Origin of the sequence: Solimicrobium silvestre (assembly GCF_002976435.1) — a bacterium.
GTDB lineage: Bacteria > Pseudomonadota > Gammaproteobacteria > Burkholderiales > Burkholderiaceae_D > Solimicrobium > Solimicrobium silvestre.
This window is the reverse complement of sequence record NZ_PUGF01000001.1, coordinates 334235-359500: the sequence shown is the minus strand read 5'-3', so window position 1 is coordinate 359500 and position 25266 is coordinate 334235. Positions and strand designations below refer to the sequence as shown.

Sequence of the window (25266 nt, the reverse complement as noted above, 5' to 3'; positions counted from 1 at the left end):
TCAGCCTGAGCATCTTAATTTCTAAAACGTCAGAACGCCGCGTGCAGCAAAGTCAGCGCCGCTAAAACCTGAGTATCAGTCAGAGCCAGCATCTGGTCGCCCACAGTCCATTCCACATAACTTTGATCTGCCAGCGCGGTTGTTGCTGCCCGGTTAAATAGCCAGATGCCATGTTGCTGTGCTATTTGATTACGGATTTCAATGGCACGTTCGCGGCTTACCGGTAAATACAAATGAAACATATTGCATTGCGGTGTCGCCGGGTTTATTTTCAGTTTCGGAAAATTTTTAATTAATTCAACCAGTTCACGGGTTCTGGAAAAACAGGCAGGCAGATCGGCCAGACGCTGCTCAAACTGCATCGCGGCGGCAACCACATAGGGCGTTCGACGGAACACGCTGCCGCCCTGGCGGTGCATCCACACTTTAGCTTTAGCGACAAATTCCTTGGTACCTAATAACATCGCACCGCCTAAACCGCCGATGCCTTTGTAAAAAGAGACATAGATAGTATCAAAGCCGTGTGTAATTTCTGTAAAAGGCCGCCCATAACCCGCCTGCGCTTCCCACAAACGCGCACCGTCCATGTGCAGATGAATATTTTGTTCGCGGCAGTAATTTTTGATCGCATCTAGCTCATCCCAGCTCGGCAATTGTCCGCCAATTTCGCGCATTGGCAGTTCGTATAACACGCAGCCAATTTTATCTTTGACCGCTTGTAAATCCGCACAATTCCAGGTGCGATACGGGTCACCGCATTGCTGCACTTTAAAATGATCCAGTAATTGATAGTTACTGTTTTCATGTTTCAAGATATGCGCAGTTGGGTGTAAGGCGACGAGCGAACTGCCGCGTTCAGCACAAGCGAGCCGTAATGCCAGTGTCTGCGTCATGGTGCCCGTGATGCAAAATACCCCAGCTTCAAAACCCAGCAATGTAGCGATTTTTTGTTCAAAAGTTTGAACGAATTCGCCTTCGCCGTAAGTGTCGTGTTCAATCTGATGTGTGGCGCAGTAAGCCGACATGGCCGCGAATTCAGCGGCGGGGTCATGCTGCCGATGACCGCCTAACAGTGTGTGGCATTGCTTGCGTAATTGATTGAGTTCAGCTTCGGTCATGGTGTGATCCATTCTATTTTTGATACGGATTAAAGTTTGAATAGTGGGCTAGCTTAGCCATCAAGTATCGGGTTTGTCGAGAATTGAATGCAGCCAGCTACGTAGTAAGGCGATTGCTTCAGTTTTATTGGCGTTGCGCGGCCAAACCGCAAAATAAGCACCGCGTGCTGGCGCATTTATATTGTATGGACTGGTTTCATCAAATAGTCGTACTAAGCGCCCATTTGCAAGGTAACTGCCGACCAAACAGGAGCGCGCTAATGCAATGCCTTGATGCGCGGCAGCTGCCTCCAGTAAGTGAATCGGGTCGTCATACAGCGGGCCGGATTGAGGTTCCCGACCCCGAATTCCGGCTGCTTTAAACCATACTTCCCAACCGCTGTGATGGGCATAGCGCAGTAGCGGCAGCGGCGGCAGTGTGTTCGGGCTGGCCGCCAGGGTAGCGGGAGTAAGGTGCGGGTGTTTGGCTAAAAATTCCGGGCTACAAACCGGAAAGGTGACTTCATCGAGGAGCAATTCATATTCCAGCTCAGAACTGGTTTTGCGCCCGTACCAGACGGCGATATCCGCCTCATCAAAATCAAGCTCATTAAGTTCATGCGTGGTACGCAGACTAATTTCCAGTTGCGGATGCTGGGCGTGGAACTCGTATAGTCTGGGTACCAGCCACACGCCAGCAAACGAAGGCGGGGTAGCTAAACGCAGGGTCTGTGTTTGGCGCTTGGATTCCTGACGGGTCAGGCGTAAGGCGCGGTCCAGGTCTTCCAGAGCCAGTCTTACTTGTTCGGATAACAGCTTTCCAGCACCCGTGAGCACCATTTGCCGACCCTGACGTTGAAATAATTTGCGCCCGGTGCTTTGTTCCAGTGCACGAATCTGGTGGCTGATCGCGCTGTGAGTAATATTCAACTCTTCGCCGGCTCGGGTGAAATTTTCCAGACGCGCAGCTGCTTCAAATGCTCGTAAAGTCTGGGTTGGTGGCAAGCGTTCAAACATGGGCTTTGATTTAATCGGTTAGTTTTACTCAACTATAAGGATAAAACACTTCGTTGGTCTTTGCACCTTCTGGCAGGTATTATCGACGCTTCTTTTCCTCATTGGTGCTTTACTATGAAGACGGCATTACGTGTTTTTATCATATTTTCACTCGGATACTTCGTTTCTTATCTAGTACGCGGGATTAATTTGCCCTTGGCTCCGCTGCTTAGTAGTGAGCTTGGTTTGTCGCCTGCGCAGTTAGGTTTGCTGACTAGTTTGTACTTTTTTGCTTTTGCCGCTTGCCAGTTACCGCTCGGCGTCATGTTGGATCGTTTCGGGCCGCGCCGCGTGTTGATGCCATTATTGGTGCTGGCCGCGTTGGGTGCTTTGGTTTCTGCCTATGCCGAGGGTTTTAGCGGCTTGTTGATGGGACGTTTGTTATTGGGCGTTGGTACTTCTGCTTGCATGATGGCGGGACTGAAAGCGATTATCAGCTGGTTTGATGCCCGACATTTACCGTTAATGAACGGTGCGTTATATGCCATCGGCGGACTTGGTGCTGTCGCCGTAGGTGTGCCGGTTGAATGGGCGTTGAGTGTGACGAGTTGGCGAGTGTTGTTCGTCACGGTGGCAATGCTGATCGGCTTGATCGTTTTAGCCTTGTTTTGGCTGGTGCCGGAGCGCTCTGAAGCACAGGCGGTTAGTCCGATTGGTTCGCAGTGGCGCGGTATTGCAGAGGTATTTCGTAGCCCGGTCTTTGTACGGATTGCGCCCTTGGCTATGGTCAGCCAAGGGGTATTTCTTGGCGTGCAGGGGTTATGGGCCGGGCCTTACTTGCGTGATGTGACGCAATTGTCGCCAGGAGCCGCGGCGAATATGGTGACTATTATGGGTCTTGCAATGGTGGTTGGTGCCGTCGGTTTTGGTTGGTTGGGTCGCCGTTTGCATAGTCATGGCATTGCATTGCAAAGTACGGCAGTTGTCGGAATGCTGGCGTTTATGTTGGCCCAGTTACTGATTGTGCTGGAAGTGCCATTGCCAGTTTGGTTGTTGTGGAGTTTTTACGGTTTTTCGGGTACGGCAGGCGTGTTGTGCTATGCATCGCTGGCTCAAGAGTTCCCCGCGCAGTTGGCTGGCCGTGTCAGTACTTTATTAACCCTGGCCTTATTTATTGGTGCCTTTATTGTTCAATATGGGTTTGGTTTATTGCTGAATATCTGGCCGCACGGTGATGTTTTTAACGCAGCGTTAGCGCATCGGGCTAATTGGATTCTTGCCTTGGGCGTACAAGCATGTGCACTGCTTTGGTTTTATCGTGGTAAAGCTGATCGGCTCATGCTCAATCATGTTAAAGCCTGAAATATTTCGCAATAAATGCTTCGCCATAAAAATTTATGCATAAATAAAGAGCAACTATATTACACTGCAGAAATATAGTAGCTCTAGATAGATTTTGGTGAAGTTCAATTTCAGTGGAATAATAAAAATGAAACAACAAAGTATGAGTAAGTGCGTACCGAATAAAATCACTATTGTTCTTAATTTATTATTTCTGCTCGATGCTATTTGGCAAATTTGGGCATTGGCCACGCATCATACTGATCAAACTTTAATTTCTAAATTTCTGCTTTGTTTTATCCTGGCACTTTTATTGTCGCAACAGCTGGCCAATAAATTGCCATTAAAAATTCTGGCGGCGGTTTTATTCTGTTTGGCAGGAGACATCTTATTGCAGCCGCTGGATCTCAATTACGCTGACATGACTGGTACACGCCCAATTAATTTTGTATTAGGCGTGCTATGTTTTTGTGCGGCCTATGGCAATTTGGCGCGTTACTACCTTGCATTGAATCCGGATTGGCGAGAGGATATCAAAGCGCAACCGTTGCCGTTAGTTGCAAATATTCTGATTACGCTGGCGGTGCTGATCTGGATAACGCTGAACAATCAAGCTCCGGCGTATTTGCTGCTGGTGTTGTGGTTATATAGCCCGATCGTGGTGGGTGCCGCGACTTTGGCCGTGTATACACGCAGCAAACTACAGTTTTTGCCTTATCTGGCATTAGTTCTCGGTAGTAATGTAATTGTTTTTTCAGACACAATTATCGGCCTGACTGCGTTTGTAGGCGTCACTATGCCGTGGTTTAGTAATCCGATCTGGATACTCAGTACTTATATTCTCGGCATTTTTTTAGTCTTTAACGCCATACTTTGCATAGAAAAAACGGCAAATGTGTGAATCGCTGCGGTGAATACATTAAAATACCAGCATGCAACTAGATAATCGTGCCCAAACTCTACTTAAGGCCTTAGTAGAACGTTATATCGCTGACGGACAGCCGGTAGGGTCGCGCGCGCTGTCAAAAATTTCTGGCTTGGATTTATCTCCGGCAACAATACGCAATGTGATGGCAGATTTGGAAGAAATGGGCTTTGTTTCCAGCCCGCATACTTCTGCCGGACGAATCCCAACGCCGCGTGGTTATCGCGTATTTGTCGATACTTTACTGACTGTGCAACACGGCGACATTGCTTCGCTAGAGTCAAAAATGCAGGCTCTGAATGGACACAATCCGCAGCAAAAAATTATCACCAATGCAGCGCAAATGTTATCTTCCCTGTCGCACTTTGCTGGCGTGGTAATGACACCGCGCAGCGAATCGGTATTTCAGCAAATCGAATTTTTACGCTTATCTGAAAAGCGCATTTTATTAGTAATCGTAGCGCCCAATGGCGACGTGCAAAACCGCCTGTTGTTGACGGAAGTGGATTACACACCGGCGCAATTAATTCAGGCTGGAAATTACATCAATCATCATTTCGCAGGATTGGCGCTCACTGAAGTGCGTCAGCGTTTGCAGGGCGAATTGAGTCAGTTGCAGAATGAATTAAGCACGCTGATGAAAGCCGCCGTACAAGCGGGCAGTGATGCGATGGAAGATTCCGGTGATGAAGTCGTTATTTCCGGCGAACGCAATTTATTAAAAGTTAATGAACTCTCGTCCAATATGAGTTCTTTGCGCCAATTATTTGATTTATTTGAACAAAAGACCGGCCTGATAAATTTATTGGATATGTCTTCCAGAGCCAGCGGCGTGCAGATTTTTATCGGCGGCGAATCACAACTCGTGCCGATGGACGATATGAGCGTCGTAACCTCCACTTATCAGGTCAATGGCAAAGTGGTCGGTACGCTGGGCGTGATCGGCCCGACCCGCATGGCGTATGAACGGGTAATTCCAATAGTCGACATTACCGCTAAATTACTATCTAATGCGTTGAGTTATTGAAAAACAATTTAGGTTAACGCATGCAAGCACATACTTTTCTCTGGCACGACTACGAAACATTCGGTGCCAACACCCGGCGTGACCGGCCCGCACAATTTGCAGCGATACGCACCGATGCTGATCTGAATGAGGTTGGCGAACCGATGATGTGGTATTGCCTGCCAGCTCCCGATTTTTTGCCGGAACCGCAAGCCTGCCTGATCACTGGTATTACCCCGCAAATGTGTTTGGAGCGCGGCATTCCCGAGTACCAGTTTGCCCAACAGATTAATCAGCAATTTTCCGAACCCGGCACCATCGGCGTGGGTTATAACACCATCCGTTTTGATGATGAAATCACTCGCTTTATGTTGTGGCGGAATTTGCTGGAGCCGTATGCGCGTGAATGGCAAAACCAGTGTGGTCGTTGGGATATTTTAGACATGTTGCGCACTACCTATGCGTTGCGTCCTGAAGGAATTAATTGGCCGCGCAATGATGAAGGTAAAGTCAGTTTTAAATTAGAACATCTGTGTGCAGCGAACGGTATTGCGCATGAATCAGCGCATGATGCTTTGTCGGACGTGCGCGCGACTATCGCCCTGGCAAAGTTGGTGCGAAAAGTACAGCCCAAGTTGTTTGATTTTTGCTTTTCTTTGCATAAAAAAGATAAAGTCGCAGCGGAAATTGGCTTGCCTGAACAGCGTCCTTTTCTACATGTTACCGGCATGATCCCGGTTGAAAATGGTTGCCTGTGCATCGCTTGGCCGTTGGCGCCGCATCCAACTAATAAGAATGAAGTGATTAGCTGGAATTTGGCGTATGACCCGCGTGAATTGCTGGGCATGAATGCCGAAGCAATTCGCCTGCGGATGTTTTCTAAAGCCGATGCCTTGCCTGAAGGTGTTACGCGCTTGCCGATTAAAGGTATTCATTTAAATAAATCTCCGATCGTCATTGGCAATCTGAAAACCTTGCAGCCTGCCATGGCAGAGCAATGGGGGATTTCTGTGGAACTCGCCATGCAGCACGCTGAATATGCGCTGGCTTTGCCGGACTTAAATGCCGTTTGGCAGCAGGTTTTTAAGCGTGAAAATAACGAGGCCCAGGACGTAGATCAAGATTTATATAATGGTTTTATTGGGAATACAGATCGACGCAGTTTGCAAAGCTTAGTAACTTATTCTGGCGAAAAACTGGCAAGAACTGTGACTGAATTTCAAGATGCGCGTCTGGATGAATTACTGTTCCGGTATCGTGCCCGTAATTTCCCAGAAACATTGTCTGAGCAAGAAGCGGAACGCTGGGATACATTACGCGCTAGCCGTTTTTTTGACGGAAGCGCGAATGCCTTAACGGTGGATGCTTATTTTGCGGAGATAGATCGTTTGTCTGAACAAGCTAGCGAGCAGGATGAAGAAATTCTGGCTAGCCTGTATGATTACGCAGAGCAAATTGTGCCGGTGCAGAATTAAGTCGAATCATTAGTCCGAAGAATAAAGCGTAATAATTACGCTTTATTCGGGCAATTCGGCTTAATGCAATTACCGTAAATCGCCAGGGAATGTTCGGTAATGGTAAAGCCGCGTTCGGTTGCAATCATTTGTTGGCGTTGTTCAATTTCAGCATCGTAAAACTCTTCAACTTTGCCGCAATTAATGCAAACCAGGTGATCGTGATGCGAACCTTCGTTGAGTTCAAACACGGCTTTGCCGGTTTCAAAATGATTACGATGGATGATTTCGGCTTGTTCAAACTGGGTTAGAACCCGATAAACGGTCGCCAGACCGACATCCATATTGTCATTTAAGAGAATTTTATAGACATCTTCAGCTGAAAGATGTCTGACGCTGCTGTTTTGGAAGATTTCCAAAATTTTTAAACGTGGCAGGGTGGCTTTAAGGCCGCTGGATTTGAGATTAGGGGGATTGGTCATTTTTTTTCTTCAATCTTGAATATCTGCTTTATCATATAGTGTTTTCGTCCTGTTGCTCAATGAATTAAGGCTATTTATGCGAATGTTGCAAAATTGTAATACAAAATATTATCTAATGCTGAGCATGTTTGTATTGATATCTGGTTGTGCTAGTCAAAATCCGCCTGTTCAAGATAGCTCAATTGCGGCCAGCCAAACTACTGCGCCCGCTACACCAGCAGCAGCGGCTCCAGTCGCAACTTCGGGCAGTTCAGAATCATCTGACCCAGATCATTTAAGCACCAAAACAGTTGCACCTGTCGGCTTTGAAAAATTCATGGGAATTTTCACACCATATCGCATCACAATTCAACAGGGTAATTTTGTGTCGCAAGAAATGGTGGCGCAAGTAAAAGAAGGTATGACGCGCGAACAAGTACGTTTCTTGCTCGGCACCGCGCTACTGACAGATATGTTCCACGCCGATCGTTGGGATTACATATTTCGTTTGTTAAAACCTTCCGGCGAATTGATTACTTCACGCGTTACCGTGACCTTTAGTAAAAGTCTGGTCTCCAAAATTGAGCGTGGCGAATTGCCGAATGAGCAGGAATACCTGACGCGCATTACCAATGCGGCGATTGTTGATACGATTGAACATACTGATCGTAAAGCTGACAAACCAAAACCTAAAAAAGATGAATAATTTGTTGAAAATAGCCATTGCCGGTGCCTCAGGTCGTATGGGGCATATGCTGATTGAAGCGGTCAATGCCGCTGATGATACTCAATTGGCAGGCGCTTTAGATGTGGCAAGTAGTCCAGCTATCGGACAAGATGCGGCAGCATTTTCTGGAAAGTTATCCGGCGTAGCAATCAGCGCCGATTTGTCGGCAGGCTTGGCCGATGCTGACTACCTGATTGACTTTACCCGTCCTGAAGGCACCTTAAAGTACCTGGAATATTGCGCTGAACACGGCATTAAAATGATCATCGGCACTACCGGTTTTGATGATGCCGGTAAAGCGGCAATTGCTGAGGCGGCTAAAAAAACCGCCATCGTGTTTGCGCCGAATATGAGTGTTGGCGTAACGGTGACAATGAAGCTGTTAGAGCTGGCAGCAAAAAGCTTTGCCGAAGGCTACGACATTGAAATCATCGAAGCGCATCATCGCCATAAAGTCGACGCGCCATCGGGCACCGCTTTAAAAATGGGCGAAGTCATCGCCAGTGCAATCGGACGCGACTTGAATGAAGTTGCCGTGTATGCGCGTGAAGGCGAGACCGGTGAACGTGATCCTTCTTCAATTGGTTTTGCCACCATACGCGGCGGTGATATTGTCGGCGACCATACGGTGCTGTTTGCCGGAATCGGTGAGCGGGTTGAAATTAGCCACAAATCATCCTCGCGCGTTACTTACGCCAATGGCAGTCTGCGCGCCGCACGGTTTTTACAAGACAAGCAACACGGTCTTTTTGATATGAATGATGTGATTGGCTTGCGTTAATTTATCGCCTCTCTATATCAATTCATTAAATACTTATTACCTCTGATTTTTAGATAGCCAAATCCCCATGCAAGAAAAATACAGCCCATCTGATGTAGAGCAGCAAGCTCAAGCCCATTGGCAACATATCGACGCGTACCGCACGCAAGAAAACGACCCACGTTTCCCTAAGGGTAAATACTATGCTTGCTCGATGCTGCCTTACCCTTCCGGTAAATTGCATATGGGCCACGTGCGCAACTACACCATTAACGACATGCTGTCGCGTCAACTGCGGATGAAGGGTTTTAATGTCTTAATGCCGATGGGTTGGGATGCTTTTGGTTTGCCGGCAGAAAATGCCGCTATCGCGTACAACAAATCACCAGCTGAATGGACATACGCCAATATCGCCGACATGAAATCGCAAATGCAACCGCTGGGTTTGGCATTTGACTGGACTCGTGAAGTCGCTACTTGCGATCCTGATTACTATCGCTGGAATCAATGGTTTTTCCTGAAGTTGTTAGACAAAGGCGTTGCCTACAAAAAAACCCAGGTTGTGAATTGGGACCCGATTGATCAAACCGTTTTGGCCAACGAACAAGTTGTCGATGGTCGCGGCTGGCGTTCCGGCGCTTTAGTAGAAAAGCGCGAAATTCCTGGCTACTACTTTGGCATTACACAATACGCAGAAGAACTGTTGTCCAGCATTGATGATTTAGATGGCTGGCCAGAACAGGTTCGCACCATGCAGCGCAACTGGATTGGTAAAAGCGAAGGTGTGCGCTTTGCCTTCCCGCATCAGATTAAAGATGAGGCCGGTGAGCTGATACAAGACGGGAAAATGTATGTGTTTACTACCCGCGCCGACACAATTATGGGCGTCACTTTTTGTGCAGTGGCAGCAGAACATCCGCTGGCAACCTTGGCTGCAAAAAACAATCCAGCATTAGCCGCCTTCATTGAAGTCTGCAAAACCGGTGGCACCACCGAAGCAGAAATGGCGACCAAAGAAAAAGAAGGAATGCCAACCGGTTTGTTTGTGACGCATCCGGTCACTGGCAAACAGGTCGAAGTCTGGGTCGGTAATTATGTGTTGATGACTTATGGCGACGGCGCGGTAATGGGTGTGCCGGCGCACGACGAGCGTGATTTTGCTTTTGCTAAAAAATATAGTATCGCCATTGAACAGGTTATTGCCGCTGATGGTTGCAGCTTTAGCCTGGATGGCTGGCAAGAATGGTATGGCGACAAGCAGCGCGCTGTTACCGTTAATTCCGGTAAATACGACGGCTTGAATCATGCCGCAGCAGTGCAGGCGGTAGCCGCTGATCTGGTAGCGCAAGGTTTGGGCGAAAAGAAAACCACTTGGCGGTTGCGTGACTGGGGCATTAGCCGTCAACGTTATTGGGGTACGCCGATTCCAATTATTCATTGCGATGCATGCGGTGCTGTGCCTGTACCTGAAAAAGATTTACCGGTTATTTTGCCGACCGATTGTATTCCTGATGGCTCAGGTAATCCGTTAAAACATCGTGCCGACTTTTTAAATGTCGCTTGCCCAACCTGTGGTGCAGCAGCCCAGCGTGAAACCGACACCATGGATACCTTCGTGGATTCCAGCTGGTACTACATGCGTTATACCTGCCCTGATGCGACAAGCATGGTGGACAGCCGTAATGATTACTGGATGGCGATGGACCAGTATATCGGCGGGGTAGAGCACGCGGTGATGCATTTGTTGTACGCACGTTTCTGGACCAAAGCGATGCGCGACCTTGGCTTGGTCAAGTTTGACGAGCCATTTAAAAATTTATTCACGCAAGGGATGTTGCTGAATGAATCGTTTTACCGTGAAGATGCAACAGGCAAAAAAACCTGGTACTACCCAAATGAAATTGAAGTGGCGTATGACGAAAAAGGTCGGCCAGTTTCTGCCAGTTTAAAGAGTGATGGCATAGCGGTACAGATGGGCGGCATTGAGAAAATGTCCAAGTCGAAAAATAATGTGGTCGAGCCAAAAGATATCATCAGCCGTTTTGGTGCAGATACGGCACGGTTATTTACCATGTTTGCCGGCCCGCCAGATCAAAGCGCCGCCTGGAGCGATACCGGTGTGGAAGGCGCAGCGCGCTATTTGCGTCGCTTGTGGGCTAATGCGCATAAACATTTGGATACAGTACGCGGTGCGGGCAAGATTGATCCAACTGCAGATTATGCAGAACCAGTAAAGGCTTTGCGTCGTGAAGTACATCTGACATTAAAGCAGATTGATTACGATTACGACAAACTGCAATACAACACGGTCGTTTCTGGTGCGATGAAGTTACTCAATGCGATTGAGGCATTTAAAGCCGAAGGTAATGGACATGCTGCAGTGCTTAAAGAAGCATTCAGCATTTTGTTGCGTTCTCTGTATCCAGTTTGCCCGCATATCTGCCATGCGCTTTGGCAAAACATGGGAATGGATGCGTCTATTGAAATCATCAATGCTCCCTGGCCGCAATTGGATGAAGCCGCTTTGATTCAAAATGAAATTGAATACATGGTGCAGGTCAACGGTAAATTGCGCGGTGCGATTAAAGTGGCGCGGGACGCGGATAAAGCCAGCATTGAAGCGACTGCCTTGAGCCACGAGCACGTACAAAAATTCTTAACTGGTACACCTAAAAAAGTGATCGTTGTGCCAGGCAAGCTTATTAATATTGTGGTGTAACGAATGAGACTAAACATGATGTCCTTTATAAATCGCTGGTGGCTGGTGAGTGCAATGCTGGCTTCGGTCTTGCTGATATCCGCCTGTGGATTCCATTTGCGTGGAGCTAGTGAATTTCCGTTCAAGACAATTTACGTGCAAGGTTCGGAAACGACACCGCTAGGCGTATCGTTGCGACGTAATTTAAAAGGTCAGGAAAACACTGCATTGGTCGATAATGAAAAAGACGCCGATGTGGTTTTGGATATATTGTCTGAGCGGCCAGAGAAAGTTATTTTGTCACTGACCGTACAGGGCTTGGTGCGCGAATACACGCTCAATAGTTATCTGACGTTCCAAGTTCGTAATAGCGATGGCAAACTATTTTTGCCGCCAACCACCATCGTTTTACATCGCGTGATTAGCTATAACGAAAATGTAATTTTATCTAAAGCTGCTGAAGAAGCCATGCTCTACAAAGACATGCAAGGCGATTTAATTCAGCAAGTCGTACGTCGGCTTTCTGTGTTGAAAATGGATTAGTTGTGCAATTGCGTTTAGATGCACTAGATGCACAGCTCGCTAAATCTCTCGCCCCATTATATGTGGTGAGTAGCGACGAGCATCTATTGGCTCAACAGGCCTTGGATAAAATTCGCGCTAAGGCGCGTGCCGAAGGCTTTGCTGAGCGTGAAATTTTAACGGTGGAACGCAGCTTTAAATGGGGCGCGTTATTAGCTGCGAATCAAAGTCAGTCTTTATTCGGTGATAAAAAAATCATTGACCTGCGCATCCCTACCGGCAAGCCGGGTAAAGATGGTGCTGCAGCGTTGACGGATTATGTAACTCAGCTCAAAAATAATCCCAACCCAGACAATATTACGATTATTAGCCTGCCCAAATTAGATTGGGCCAGTCAAAAATCGGCTTGGGTGACGCGCTTGCAAGACGCGGCGGTATATTTGGATATTCCCTTGGTTGAACGTGCTCAATTATCCGGCTGGATTGCACGTGGTTTAAAAGAACAAGGGCAAAGCACCGAACGTGAAGCGCTGGAATTTATTGCTGATCGCGTCGAAGGTAATTTACTTGCAGCGCATCAGGAAATCCAAAAACTGGGTTTGCTCTACCCAGCTGGCACATTGACTACTGTACAAATTCAAGAAGCGGTGCTGAATGTGGCGCGCTACGATGTATTTAAATTAAGCGAAGCTATTTTGCAGGGCGATATTGCACGCTTGGTTCGTATGCTGGATGGTTTAAAAGGCGAGGGCGAAGCCTTGCCCTTGGTGTTATGGGCGTTGGCGGAAGAATGCCGTACCTTGTTGAAATTGAAAATCGGCATGCAAGAAGGTAGGCCGTTATCTGCCATGTTTAAAGAGCAGCGGATTTGGGGTGGGCGCGAGCGATTAATGGAACCGGCCTTGCGGCGATTAAGTTTATCTACTTTGCAAAATGCCTTACAAAATGCGGCGCAAATTGACAAGTTGATTAAAGGTTTACGGGTTAAAAAATTATCGGGCGACGCCTGGGACGCCGTTTTACAATTATCGTTGTCGCTGGCGAGAGCATAAAATACATCATGGATATAGCAAATTACATGCAGCAAATTGGACAGCAAGCTAAAAGCGCAAGTCGCTTGATGGCACGAGCTTCCAGTGCGCAAAAAAATCAGGCGTTGCGCTTAATTGCTGCTGCCATTTTGCGTGAAGCGGTTGCTATACGTGCAGCAAATCACATCGACATGGAAGCTGCGCGCGCCACAGGTTTAGCGCCGGCAATGCTGGATAGGTTAAGCCTGTCAGAGCAGGCAATTAACAACATGGCAGAAGGTTTGCTACAGATAGCGGCATTGCCAGATCCTATTGGTGAAATCACTGATTTGAAATTCCGTCCAAGTGGAATTCAGGTCGGGCAAATGCGAGTGTCTTTAGGCGTGATCGGTATTATTTATGAAGCGCGTCCGAATGTGACGGTAGACGCAGCAGGTTTATGTATTAAGAGTGGTAACGCAACGATTTTGCGCGGCGGTTCAGAAGCGATTCACTGTAATCAAGCCTTGGCAAAACTAGTGCAAGAAGGTTTGCTGGGTGCGGGTTTGCCGGTGCAAGCGGTGCAAGTCATTGAGACTACCGATCGCGCTGCTGTTGGTCAATTAATCACCATGCCAGAATTTGTGGATGTGATTGTGCCGCGCGGTGGCAAAGGCTTGATCGAGCGCTTGATCAAAGAAAGCACCGTGCCGATGATTAAACATCTGGACGGGATTTGTCATGTGTATATCGACGATAAGGCCGATTTAGTTAAAGCTGCAAACATCGCTTTTAACGCAAAATGCCATCGTTACGGCACTTGCAATACGATGGAAACCTTATTGGTGGCGCGTCCGATAGCTGCACAAATTTTGCCAAAATTAGCGACGTTGTACGCCAGAAAACAAGTTGAGTTGCGCTGTGATGCGGAAGCGTTTGCCTTATTGGCAGATTATCCTTACTTAGTTGCAGCGCAAGAAGCGGACTGGAGTACGGAATATTTAGCGCCGATTTTATCGATTAAAATCGTGTCCGATCTGGACGAAGCGATTACACATATTAATCACTATTCATCGCAACATACCGACACGCTAGTTAGCGAAGATTACAGCCGTGCGCTGCGCTTTATGCGCGAGGTTGATTCCGCTTCGGTGATCGTGAATGCCTCGACGCGTTTTGCGGATGGTTTTGAATTTGGTCTGGGCGCGGAAATTGGTATTTCAACCGATAAATTACACGCCCGTGGCCCGGTCGGCTTGCATGGTTTAACGTCGGTCAAATATGTGGTGTTTGGGCATGGAGAAGTGCGCGAATAGTGGCTGAACTTGGCGTGACAATAATGAAAAAATGACGCTAATCGCGGCGCTATTAGAATGTTGGGTTTATCAGTCCAAAACTCAACAAATGCCTGGTTGATATTAGTACTTAGCCCAGCTTTATTAAAGGAAATACTATGTTGTGGATTAAAGCATTACACATCGTTTTTGTGATGTCCTGGTTTGCGGGCTTATTTTATTTGCCACGTATTTTTGTCAACCTGGCAGAAGAAGGCCCCGGCATGGCAACCGAACGTTTGCTTAAAATGGCGCGCAAATTATATCGCTTTACTCTGATGCTGAGCGCGCTGGCCTTGATTTTTGGTTTAGTTTTATACCTTTGGTACGGTATTGGGCGTGGCCCGGGTAATGGCTGGATGCATGCCAAATTAGGCTTGGTCGTGCTGATACTCGGTTATCAACATGCGTGTGGCAGTTTGCTGAAAAAATTTGAACATGGCATCAATAAACGCAGCCATGTTTGGTATCGCTATTTCAATGAAATTCCGGTTGTAATGTTACTCATCGTAGTTTGTTTAGTTGTCGTTAAACCTTTTTAGGAGCGGTAATGCGGGCAAAGGAAAGTCGTGTTTGTGAATATTATTTTTCGCCCGTGTCGCCTTGGGCTTATTTCGGACATCAACGATTGCTAGTGTTAGCACAGCAGCATGGTGTAAAGATTGACATGAAGCCGATCGAAATCGGCTCCGTTTTTGCGGTTTCTGGTGGGGTGCCTCTGGCTAAACGCGCTCCGCAGCGGCAAGCATATCGACTGCAAGAATTGCAACGTTGGAGTGATTTTTTAGCGATGCCAATTCATTTGCAGCCGGCCTTTTTTCCGGTTTCCGGCGATTTGGCGGCGAAGTTGTTAATTGCCACGCAGCTCACCCACGGTACCGAAGCGGCACTTAATTTATGTACGCAAATTATGCGAGCCTTGTGGTCTGAGCAAAAAAATATCGCCGACGAGGCAACGTTAATTGAATTGGCTGAGCAAGTAGAGCTGGATGGGTGTGCTTTATTAAAGTCAGCAGAAACAGCAAGCGTCGCGGCAGAGTATCAACGCCACACCCAGCAGGCGATAGCCGCGAATGTGCATGGCGTTCCTTGGTATGTGTTTGAAGGGCAAGCATATTGGGGGCAAGATCGATTAGAGTTTTTAGAGCGGGCTTTTGCCGGCTAAGTAAGAAGATAGCAAGAGGTGGCACAAACTAGGTTTGTGTCCTACCTTTAATAGTAGCAATCACCACCAACGGATAAAGGGTATCCCATGACACACAGAAATTCCTATTTTTGCCCATGCCCACGCGGCATGGAACAGGCTTTGACGGAAGAATTAGCCGAAATTACCGCTCAATATTGCCCCACTTTACATGTACACAACCAAGTCCCCGGTGGCGTGCATTGTTCCGGCGAATTGACTGATGCATATCAAATTAATCTGCATTCACGGATTGCTTCAAGAGTGCTGTTACGCATGGCACACAAGAGCTATACCAATGAAAACGATATTTATGATCTGACCATGGAGCAACCTTGGGAAGATTGGTTCAGTATTCATCACACCATTCGGGTCGATGTCACGGCGATTAAATCACCATTGCGCAGCCTGGAATTTACTACGTTAAAAATCAAAGACGCGGTCTGCGACCGATTCCGTGATTTGTGTAACGAACGCCCATCGGTAGACACTCAAACGCCGGATATTCGCTTGGTCGGATTTTTAGACGCGCGTAATTTCACGTTGTACATCGACACCTCCGGCGAACCGCTATTCAAACGCGGCTGGCGCATGGAAACCGGTGACGCGCCTTTGCGTGAAAATTTAGCGGCAGGTTTATTGCGCGTGGCTGGCTGGAAACCCGGCATGACCTTGTTTGATCCAATGTGTGGTTCAGGCACCATCTTGGCAGAAGCCGCGCAAATGTTGGCGGGTATTCCACCAGGCTTGCATCGTGAATTTGCTTTTGAAAAATTCGGCAATTTTGATGCCCCAAGCTGGCAAGCAATCAAGGCTAGTATCAAGGTCAATGAAGTAACTGGCCCGGCAACTATTTTCGGTAGTGATATTTCCGGCGATATGGTGGTCATGACGCGCAATAATTTGAATAAAGCCGGAATTCGTTTTGAGGTTCCGCTCAAGCAAATTGAAGCGCAACAAATTCAAGCCCCTCCGTCAGAAGTGGCTGGCATTATGCTGACCAACCCACCGTATGGTGAACGGATAGGCGTGCGCGGCGACAGCACTATAGAGACCGATGAATTAGCCAACGCATTCTTTAGCTCTTTTGGCACTACGTTAAAGCAGCGTTTTGCAGGCTGGCAGGTATTTTTGTTTACTGCCGACCTGACTTTGCCAAAAATGCTACGGCTCAAAGAAGCGCGTAAAACCCCATTCTTTAATGGTGCGCTGGAATGTCGTTTGTTTCGTTTTGACATGGTGGCTGGCTTTAATCGCCGCGAGGCTGCGAAGCCGAAAGAAGTTTGATGTAGTGCGGTCCTTGGTTGGTCAACAAGGACCCTTAACATCGTCATCCTTGCCTGCGCGAGGATGACGCTAGTGGCGGTGATGCAGAGTATGTGTAAGCTTACTTGAAGAGCATTATCCTTCCCACCTTACTGCAGTTGTCCTGCGAAATTCACCCGATTAAGGTATTCTTCTGTCTTCAATAAAAATGTTGGAGACTTCTCTCATGTTGCCGGTAACTGGACTTAGCTTAAACGATCCCACCTTATTCAAAACCCAAATTTTCATTAATGACGAATGGCACACTTCGGATAATGTGTTTGAAGTGCGTAATCCTGCTAACGGAAAATTACTGGCGAATGTAGCCAATGCCAATGTGCAACAAGCACAATCAGCAATTGATGCTGCGGCAGTCGCTTTTCCGGCCTGGGCCGCAAAAACCGGCAAGCAACGTGCGGAAGTATTGCGAAAATGGTTTGATCTGATTTTGCAGCATACCGACGATTTGGCGCATATCTTAACTGCAGAGCAAGGCAAGCCGATCGCTGAAGCGCGTGGCGAAGTTGTGTATGCAGCTAGTTTTGTTGAATGGTTCGCGGAAGAAGCTAAGCGGGTGACTGGTGACGTAATGTCATCCACCTGGACCGATAAACGGATGGTTGTGATCAAACAGCCGATCGGCGTTTGTGCTGCCATTACACCTTGGAATTTCCCGCTCGGCATGATTACCCGTAAAGTTGCTCCGGCAATTGCCGCTGGCTGCAGTATCGTCATTAAACCTGCCGAACAAACACCGTTATCGGCATTGGCTTTAGTTGAATTAGCGCGTCGCGCAGGTTTACCAGCTGGCGTGTTGAGCGTAGTAACTGCCGATAGTCAAAATTCAATAGAAATTGGTAAATTATTGTGCGCAAGTAAAACCGTGCGTCATATCTCGTTTACCGGATCAACCCCGGTCGGCCGGATTCTGATGCAGCAATCTGCTCCAACGGTTAAAAAAATGGCATTGGAATTAGGCGGCCATGCGCCGTTCATCGTTTTTGATGATGCCGACCTTGATGCCGCTGTAGAAGGTGCAGTGCAATCCAAGTACCGCAATGCTGGCCAGACTTGCGTTTGTACTAATCGTTTTTATGTACACAGTTCTTTATACGACGCTTTTGTGTCTAAATTAGCGGCTAAAGTACAGGCAATTCAAGTCGGTGACGGCATGACCGAAGGTGTTTTACAAGGGCCGATGATTGATGGGCAAGCGGTAGAAAAGGTCGCACAACATGTGCAAGACGCAATTAGTAAAGGCGCCAAGCTGGTGATTGGCGGCAAGTCACATGCCTTGGGCGGCTATTTTTATGAGCCAACGCTGTTATCTAATGTTAGTAACGACATGCAAATCATGTCGGAAGAAACGTTCGGCCCGGTGGCTGCTGTGATGAAGTTTGAAACAGAAGCCGAAGTGATTGCTGCTGCCAATAATACCGATTTTGGTTTGGCCTCATATTTCTTTTCACGCGATATCGGACGCATTTGGCGTGTAGCTGAAAAACTGGAATATGGCATGGTGGGTATTAATACCGGTTTGATCTCTAATGAAGTCGCTCCGTTTGGTGGTGTAAAGCAATCCGGTTTAGGTCGTGAAGGTTCCAGCTACGGAATGGATGAGTATTTGGAAATGAAATATTTGTGTATGGGCGGCATTTAGTTTTAGCCGCAGTGAGTTCGACGGACTTGAAACGCACCGCATGTGCGCTTCAAGTCCACGGTTTATGAATGAGTTTATTTGTTTATGTCTTCTAATACAGCATCGTCAGCACGCAAGCAAAGTACCGGCTTAGCTCTTCTGTTAGCTTCCTTAGCCATGTTGGGACCATTTTCGGTCGATACCTATTTACCCGCCTTCCCTGCCATTCAAGCGTCATTGAATGTGAGTGCCATTGAAGTCCAGCAAACACTGACCGCCTACATGTTGTCGTTCGCTTTCATGATGTTATGGCACGGTGCTATTTCCGATGCGCTAGGGCGCAGGAATATTATCCTGGTGTCTTTGTTTATCTTTGCTGTGGCTTCGTTAGGCTGCGCTTCGGCGCATAGTATTCATTATTTATGGGCATTTCGCATCTTGCAGGGCTTGTCGGCAGGCGCTGGGATGGTGGTGGGGCGCGCCATTATTCGCGATATGTATTCAGGGCCTGCAGCACAGCGGTTGTTGTCGTTAGTGACCATGATATTTTCAATTGCCCCAGCCATTGCCCCCATTTTAGGCGGCTGGGTAGTGATGTTGCTGGATTGGCGCTGGATATTTTTATTTTTATGTTTTTATACCGTATTTTTAATCTGGTTTTGTTATAAATATTTACCAGAATCATTGCCGCCTGAAAAACGTCAGGAATTTAGCATTCCTGTATTAACCAATAGTTATAAAGCGGTGTTCTCATCGCCGTCTTTTCACCTGCAATCAGGAACTGTTGCATTTAATTTTGCGGGTTTATTCCTGTATGTTGCTTCCGCACCTGTGTTTTTAACACAACACTTAGGCCTGACTTCTCAACAATTTGGCTGGCAATTCGTGCCGATGGTGGCTGGAATTTTCTTGGGAGCATTAGGCGCGAATCGCCTGGCGGGACGAATTTCGTTATTTCGGCAAGTTCGAATCGGCTATGTATTTCTGGCAGGAGCCGCTTGCTGCAATGTTATTTATCACTTCTTTTTCCCTCCGGCTATACCTTGGTCGGTAACACCGCTATTTTTCTACGCAATTGGAATGTCATTAGTAGCTCCTGGAGTAACGCTGATGACATTGGACTTATTCCCGAACACACGCGGCATTGTTGCGTCATGTCAGTCCTGCGCCGTCACCTTTTTAGGTGCGATTGTTGCTGGGGTGATTGCACCCGTGTTGGAAAATTCTCCAATCTGGTTGGCCCTAGGGCAGCTCGGATTTTCATGTTGTGCCATGCTGTGTTGGCACCTGTCAAAAAAAGCACATAATAAGTTATTGACTTAAAAGTCAATAAAAATATTGTAGCTAATTGTTAATAAACAACACTACGTACTTTCACTAATTGAGGCAATTAAGTGCTAAAGATAAAGTTCGTTCAGCCTAAAGGTGTGCGTTGCAGCAATGGGTGAATAAATAACTATTTCATTAGCAGTACCCTTGAAATAGGAAATTTAGCCTTTATCTTGTTATCAATCTTAAATGTTTTCTATGTATGTAGTGTACGTTTTGTAAATTATTTGCTACTGCAACATAGTCAATAAATGAAAAGATAAAGTTGCTGCTTGAGGTTGACTCACTAGCTTCATGTTGAACTAGTCAGATGCGTCATTAATTTTTTTGGGAATACAAATATGAAAAAATCATTATTAGCTGTTGCTTTGTTAGGCGCTTTCGGTGTTGCTTCAGCACAATCATCAGTTACTGTTTATGGAACTATGGATGCTGGTGTTGGTTATACCAACGGCGCGAACGCTGCAGGTACTCAAACTACACTGGAAAGCGGTCAGCAATCTTACTCACGTATCGGCTTCAAAGGCACTGAAGATCTGGGCGGCGGTTTGAAAGCATTGTTCGTGTTAGAGCAAGGCGTTCAATTAGATACAGGTTCGTCAGGTTACAATACGACAGGAAGTAATACTTCAACTTCAACAACTAGCGGCAATACCGGCACATTCAGCAGCCAGGCATACGTTGGTTTGGGTGGTAATTTCGGTACAGTTAAACTGGGTCGTCAATTCTCGCCTTTGTATGAAACTTATGCTTCTATTGATCCATTCCAAAACGGTTTCTCTGCCAACATCAATAATTTCTTTGGTAATTCAAGCAGCACTACATCCGTTGCGGCTGGAGGCAATGTCGCTAGCTATCAACGCATGAGCAATGCCGTTACTTATAGCACTCCTGATAATTTGTATGGCTTTAAAGGTACTGTAGCTTACGGTTTCGGTGAGCAAGCAGGCGATACTTCTGCGCAAAGCCAAGTTGGCGCATCATTGAGCTACATCAATGGTCCATTGACAGTTGCTTATGCTTATCATCAAGCAAATAACGATACAGTAGTTGGTTCAGTAGCTACACCTGGTGAAACATTCAAAACCAATTTTATTGGTGCTGCTTATGATTTCAATGTAGTTAAAGTACATGCTGCTTTTGATCAAAATCAACAAGCTGATCAAACATTGAAAACTCAAGATTATATGCTTGGCGTAACTGTTCCATTTGGCGCGCATTCAGTTTTTGCTGATTACACGCACAAAGACAACAAACTTGTACAAAATGCAGATGCAGACCAATACGCTATTGGTTATACCTACACTTTGTCTAAGCGTACTAACCTGTACACATCGTACAGCTACGTGAAAAACAAAGAAGATTCATACATCAATACCGACGTTGCTGGTAACTCAGTAAGCACTTTCCAAGTTGGTATGCGTCACTCGTTCTAATTTGATGTGATGTAATAAAGCGCATAAGCAGTAAGCGTGTAAAGCAAAAAGGCAGCTTCGGCTGCCTTTTTAGGGTTATTCGTGTTGTAATTATTAATATATAAAAAATATACTAATTGAGTGGAATGAAATCTATCGAAGTAAACAGTACAGCTTAGTTTTTGAGACATTCTTTTGATGCTCTTGCCAGACTTCTTTGATTGGAATATGAATATGAAAAAATCCGTATTTGCTACTGCCTTATTAGGCACATTTGGACTTGCTTCAGCTCAGTCGACTATGACCATTTATGGAATTTTGGATGCTGGTATTTCTGCTGATAATAGTAGCGCAGCAGGTTCAGTCGCTAAACTGGAAAGTGGCATGGAATCTGGGTCACGTTTCGGCTTTAAAGGAACTGAAGATCTGGGGAATGGCTTGAAAGCCTTGTTTGTGTTGGAGCAAGGTATTGCACTTGATACCGGAACTTTAACCTCGGGTGGTCACCTGTTTGGGCGGCAGGCGCTGGTTGGTTTGGGCGGTACTTTTGGTACTGTCACCATGGGTCGCCAATATACACCTATATTTAGCGCGTATGGCAGCATAGATCCATTTGGAAATAATTCGGCAGGTGATATCAATACCTTATTTGGTAAAAATTCCAACTTTATATCCAAAGATTATCGTATGGATAATTCAGTCATTTATACCGCACCAGTAAACTTGGGCGGTTTTAATGCGGCTGTTGCTTATGGTTTTGGTGAGCAAGCCGGTGATAGCGCTGCGCAGAGCCAGGTTGGTTTGTCATTGGGTTATGCTAGCGGTCCAATAAAAGCGGTTTATGCTTACCATGCAGAAAATAATGCGAATTCCATAGTCGATACCGACACTTATAAAAGCCACTTTCTTGGCGCAACTTATGATTTTAACCGTGTGAAAGTTCATGCTGCTTTTGATCAAACAACGCAAGGTGCAGATCATAAAACACAAAGCTATTTGCTGGGTGCGACAGTTCCTTTAGGCATACATTCGATCTTTGCGGATGTCACTTACCGCGACAATAAACTGCTTAATGATGCCAATGCAAGCCAAATTGCGATTGGCTACAACCATACTTTGTCCAAGCGCACGAACTTATATACGATTCTCGGCTGCATTATTAATGACGATAATTCAAAAGTGAATACCCAAGTGTTGGGTAAAACAGTGAATAAAGTCCAGGTTGGAATGCGGCATGTATTTTAAATTTATTGTTGAATTTATAGTGCTGGCCGGACTAGCTTGAAACTATCACGCGTTGTTGAATAATAGTCGCCACCAAGTTTTCCAATTGCATCTAATAGTTCAGGTGCAATTTGGTTTTCCTGGAGAATCATCTCATTCACGTAAATATTCACCACATCCAGCAACATCATGGTGCCGCCTGCTGGCATTGCAGAAACTTCAATTACCTCCCTTAGCGTGCATTCAAAGCGCACCTGCGTAGCTTTTACACCGGCAGGTGCAACCATTAAACTAGCCACGGTATCGATACCAACGGCTATAAATTCACTCACGTCGGAAGGGTAGTCGGCACAGCTTGCATTCATGGCTGCTACGCATTCGTTGCTGACAATATTTACCACGCACTCCTTGGTTGCCTTGAGGTTAGTCAGTGTGTCTTTATTTGCCTGATTGGATGGATTGACCTGGGTAACAAGCAGTACTGGTGGATTGCAACTAGCCACAGTGAAAAATGAATAGGGTGCTAAATTTAAAACGCCGTCTACTGACAGCGTGCTGATCCAAGCAATGGGGCGCGGAATGATGCTGCCTACAAGAAGTTGGTAGCAATGTCGTGGTTCAATTTTTTGGGGATCAAAATTCATGCGTATATTTATTGGGAATAAGATGAAACTGTTAATGCAGCATCCGCATTGAACTACCAGTTAAGTTGTTGGGTCACGACTTGCCACCACATTTTAAAGTCGCCCATCAGGCTATACAGAGGGTGTTTAAATGTGGCTGGGCGGTTTTTTTCAAATACATAATGACCAACCCAGGCAAAGCTGTAGCCGAGTACTGGAAGTAGCCAGAGTAACGCCCAGTGTTGCGTGACGATGCTGGTTAAACTAAGCAACAACACACAACTGGTACCAATTACATGCAGGCGGCGCGAGATTACATTGCAGTGCTCGTTTAAATAAAAAGGATAAAAGTCGGCAAAGGAGTTGAAGCGGGTTGCGTTGTTCATTTAAACCTTTCAATCTATAGCAGAAGTTAAAAAAACGACCCGGGCATTTTTGTGACCGGGTCGTTTTTATTTGTCCAGATAAATACTTATTACTGAATTACTGTAATTTGCTTATGGCACAAATTTCCACATATCACTGAGGCGACCGTTGACGCCAGCGGCATCAAATCCAGTGCCACCAAACAGCCAGAAGTTGCCTGCAGAGTCAGTCCAGCCGGAAGCTGCATAACGGCTACCCGGCATATTGCTGGAAGACAGAACGCCTGGCGATCCGTAATAGCCAGTGGCACTGCCGTTATAAGATCCATTTATCCAGACCCATTGACCACCACCAGTACTATTAATCTGGAATTCCCACAAATCATTCAAGATAGTCAGAGTGCCGGATGAGTTAATGCCGTAGCCGCCAAATAACCAGCGATTGCCTGATGTGTCAGTCCAGCCAGTTGCGCCAGAACGACCACCAGGCACGTTGGTCGGTGCAGCTACGTCATTGGTGCCGTACACGCCGATGCTATTGGCTACGTTTGTTGGGTTTGTGCCATTATTGACCCATGTCCAAACGCCAGTACTGGTATTAAAGGACCATAAATCATTGAGTTGACCATTGAGGCTAATAGTAGAGCCATCAATGCCGGTACCACCAAACATCCAGAGAGTTGTAACGCCAGCAGTTGTCTGTGTCCAGGTTGTGGCTGATTGACGCGAACCAGGCTGATTGGTTGCTGCAGGCGTTCCGGCTGTGCCGTAAATTCCAGCTACGTTTAATAAAGTGCTTGAGCCGCCGACCCAAGTCCATTCTTTAGTGCTGGGATTGAATGTCCACAGATCATTTTGAACGCCGCTTGTGTTATTTAAATAACCTTGACCACCGAACATCCAGAATGTAATTGCGCCAGTAGTTGGATTAGTTTCAGTCCAATATGCCGCATTGCTACGCGGGTTAGGTAAGTTAGAGGTAGCTGGTACATTTATTGTGCCGAAGCTAGGAGCGGGAGACGCTGAGCCGCCTCCTGTTGGGGAGCCGCCTTCAGAAGTCCATGTGTTGGTAGTAGGATTAAACATCCACATATCACATAAATAGCCAGTTAAACCATTTGAGTCTGTTCCGTACCCACCAAACATCCAGAAATTGCCTGATGCATCCATCCAAGTGGCAGCAGAATTACGTGAGCCAGGAGCATTAGTCGTTGTGGCGGTACCCGTTGTGGTACCACTCGTACTTCCTGCCATCCATGTCCACTGTAAGGTGGAGGGGCTCAATACCCACATGTCGTTATATATGCTGTTATTAACGCCGGAGCCACCGAAAACCCAAAATTGACCTTTCGTGTCTTGCCAGTTCATGGAACCACTACGTCCAGCTGGTTGATTTAATGCGGATGGCACTCCTTGTGCTCCGGCAGAACCGATGCTATTCGCTACGTTGGTGCCCGCTTCCCAGGTCCAGTTAGTGAGTGATGCTGGGATGGATGAGGATGAAGAAGAACCTTTTCCTTTACAACCGACTAGTAAGAAAACCGCGACAGCAGCGGCAATCAGTACACGATTAACTTTTATTGCAGACATAGTAAATTCTTTTCATGAATAGGACAGGCATTATCTGGGCAGCAATTGGATAAAGTCAATATGAAAATTGTAGTTTTATATAATGCGGATATAGGGGAATTGTTGAAATGGTAGGTGTGAGGTAATGGTTTGAATCCATGTTAAACAATGATAATTCACGCTTAAATTGAAGGAATTGTTGAAAGCAATAGAGGAATGACCTAGCTAGCAAAACCGTTGAAGTCAACAATATGCATTGTTGATGGATCTAATAAGTTTTGAT

The 25266-nt window shown here is 46.5% G+C and carries 23 protein-coding genes; 17 read left to right on the top strand and 6 right to left on the bottom strand.

Annotated features, from left to right (window positions below; all coding sequences use genetic code 11):
- Positions 1–29 precede the first annotated feature (29 nt).
- Together S2091_RS01540 and S2091_RS01535 are read right to left on the bottom strand one after the other, a co-directional pair.
- Positions 30–1118: a threonine aldolase family protein gene (locus tag S2091_RS01540; protein ID WP_105530188.1), complete on the bottom strand. Its 1089-nt coding sequence runs from the start codon at positions 1116–1118 to the stop codon at positions 30–32.
- A 60-nt stretch (positions 1119–1178) separates the two neighbouring features.
- On the bottom strand, positions 1179–2114 hold the full coding sequence (locus S2091_RS01535) for a LysR substrate-binding domain-containing protein (RefSeq protein ID WP_105530006.1): 936 nt from the start codon (positions 2112–2114) through the stop codon (positions 1179–1181).
- Between the two features lie 114 nt (positions 2115–2228).
- Between S2091_RS01535 and S2091_RS01530 the strand changes: the two genes are divergently transcribed.
- The 4 genes from S2091_RS01530 to sbcB all read left to right on the top strand — a co-directional run bounded on the left by S2091_RS01530 (position 2229) and on the right by sbcB (position 6840).
- A complete protein-coding gene (locus S2091_RS01530; RefSeq protein WP_105530005.1) occupies positions 2229–3455 on the top strand; it encodes an MFS transporter in 1227 nt (408 codons plus the stop codon).
- Between the two features lie 127 nt (positions 3456–3582).
- A complete protein-coding gene (locus S2091_RS01525; RefSeq protein WP_105530004.1) occupies positions 3583–4335 on the top strand; it encodes a lysoplasmalogenase family protein in 753 nt (250 codons plus the stop codon).
- Between the two features lie 31 nt (positions 4336–4366).
- A complete protein-coding gene (gene hrcA / locus S2091_RS01520; protein WP_105530003.1) occupies positions 4367–5386 on the top strand; it encodes a heat-inducible transcriptional repressor HrcA in 1020 nt (339 codons plus the stop codon).
- Between the two features lie 20 nt (positions 5387–5406).
- On the top strand, positions 5407–6840 hold the full coding sequence (sbcB, locus tag S2091_RS01515) for an exodeoxyribonuclease I (RefSeq protein ID WP_105530002.1): 1434 nt from the start codon (positions 5407–5409) through the stop codon (positions 6838–6840).
- A 35-nt stretch (positions 6841–6875) separates the two neighbouring features.
- On the opposite strand, the gene fur is transcribed toward sbcB, so the two are convergent.
- Positions 6876–7301, bottom strand: a complete 426-nt coding sequence (gene fur, locus S2091_RS01510; RefSeq protein WP_105530001.1) for a ferric iron uptake transcriptional regulator — start codon at positions 7299–7301, stop codon at positions 6876–6878.
- Between the two features lie 115 nt (positions 7302–7416).
- On the opposite strand from fur, the gene S2091_RS01505 reads away from it, so the two are divergent.
- The 13 genes from S2091_RS01505 (at position 7417) to S2091_RS01445 (ending at position 22447) form a co-directional block, all read left to right on the top strand.
- Positions 7417–7986, top strand: coding sequence for an outer membrane protein assembly factor BamE (locus tag S2091_RS01505; protein ID WP_243405269.1), 570 nt, complete (start codon positions 7417–7419; stop codon positions 7984–7986).
- Positions 7979–8788 (top strand): 4-hydroxy-tetrahydrodipicolinate reductase, encoded by an 810-nt coding sequence (gene dapB, locus S2091_RS01500; protein WP_105529999.1) that lies wholly within the window; start codon positions 7979–7981, stop codon positions 8786–8788. Before S2091_RS01505 ends, dapB begins: the two co-directional genes overlap by 8 nt.
- Before the next feature lie 67 nt (positions 8789–8855).
- Positions 8856–11486, top strand: coding sequence for a leucine--tRNA ligase (gene leuS / locus S2091_RS01495; protein WP_105529998.1), 2631 nt, complete (start codon positions 8856–8858; stop codon positions 11484–11486).
- Between the two features lie 15 nt (positions 11487–11501).
- Entirely contained in the window at positions 11502–12008 is a 507-nt protein-coding gene (locus S2091_RS01490) for an LPS-assembly lipoprotein LptE (protein WP_243405268.1), read from the top strand.
- Between the two features lie 2 nt (positions 12009–12010).
- Positions 12011–13039, top strand: coding sequence for a DNA polymerase III subunit delta (gene holA / locus S2091_RS01485; RefSeq protein WP_105529997.1), 1029 nt, complete (start codon positions 12011–12013; stop codon positions 13037–13039).
- A gap of 8 nt (positions 13040–13047) precedes the next feature.
- Positions 13048–14313 (top strand): glutamate-5-semialdehyde dehydrogenase, encoded by a 1266-nt coding sequence (locus S2091_RS01480; protein ID WP_207769579.1) that lies wholly within the window; start codon positions 13048–13050, stop codon positions 14311–14313.
- Positions 14314–14450: 137 nt separating this feature from the next.
- On the top strand, positions 14451–14873 hold the full coding sequence (locus S2091_RS01475; protein WP_105529995.1) for a CopD family protein: 423 nt from the start codon (positions 14451–14453) through the stop codon (positions 14871–14873).
- 8 nt (positions 14874–14881) lie between these two features.
- Entirely contained in the window at positions 14882–15496 is a 615-nt protein-coding gene (locus tag S2091_RS01470) for a 2-hydroxychromene-2-carboxylate isomerase (RefSeq protein ID WP_105529994.1), read from the top strand.
- Positions 15497–15583: 87 nt separating this feature from the next.
- A complete protein-coding gene (locus S2091_RS01465; protein WP_105529993.1) occupies positions 15584–16801 on the top strand; it encodes a THUMP domain-containing class I SAM-dependent RNA methyltransferase in 1218 nt (405 codons plus the stop codon).
- A 205-nt stretch (positions 16802–17006) separates the two neighbouring features.
- On the top strand, positions 17007–18479 hold the full coding sequence (locus tag S2091_RS01460; RefSeq protein WP_133166838.1) for an NAD-dependent succinate-semialdehyde dehydrogenase: 1473 nt from the start codon (positions 17007–17009) through the stop codon (positions 18477–18479).
- Between the two features lie 84 nt (positions 18480–18563).
- The gene (locus S2091_RS01455; protein WP_105529991.1) at positions 18564–19781 is read left to right on the top strand and encodes a multidrug effflux MFS transporter; all 1218 of its coding nucleotides are present in this window, start codon (positions 18564–18566) and stop codon (positions 19779–19781) included.
- Between the two features lie 347 nt (positions 19782–20128).
- Positions 20129–21223 carry a porin gene (locus tag S2091_RS01450; protein WP_105529990.1) on the top strand — a complete coding sequence of 365 codons (1095 nt, stop codon included), beginning with the start codon at positions 20129–20131 and terminating at the stop codon, positions 21221–21223.
- Between the two features lie 213 nt (positions 21224–21436).
- Entirely contained in the window at positions 21437–22447 is a 1011-nt protein-coding gene (locus S2091_RS01445) for a porin (protein WP_165794876.1), read from the top strand.
- Between the two features lie 14 nt (positions 22448–22461).
- On the opposite strand, the gene S2091_RS01440 is transcribed toward S2091_RS01445, so the two are convergent.
- The 3 genes from S2091_RS01440 to S2091_RS01430 form a co-directional block, all read right to left on the bottom strand.
- Entirely contained in the window at positions 22462–23070 is a 609-nt protein-coding gene (locus tag S2091_RS01440; protein ID WP_105529988.1) for a flavin reductase family protein, read from the bottom strand.
- 53 nt (positions 23071–23123) lie between these two features.
- Entirely contained in the window at positions 23124–23435 is a 312-nt protein-coding gene (locus tag S2091_RS01435; protein ID WP_105529987.1) for an Mpo1-like protein, read from the bottom strand.
- 111 nt (positions 23436–23546) lie between these two features.
- Complete coding sequence (locus S2091_RS01430) at positions 23547–25004, bottom strand: Kelch repeat-containing protein (RefSeq protein WP_105529986.1); 1458 nt, start codon at positions 25002–25004, stop codon at positions 23547–23549.
- Between the last annotated feature and the right edge of the window lie 262 nt (positions 25005–25266).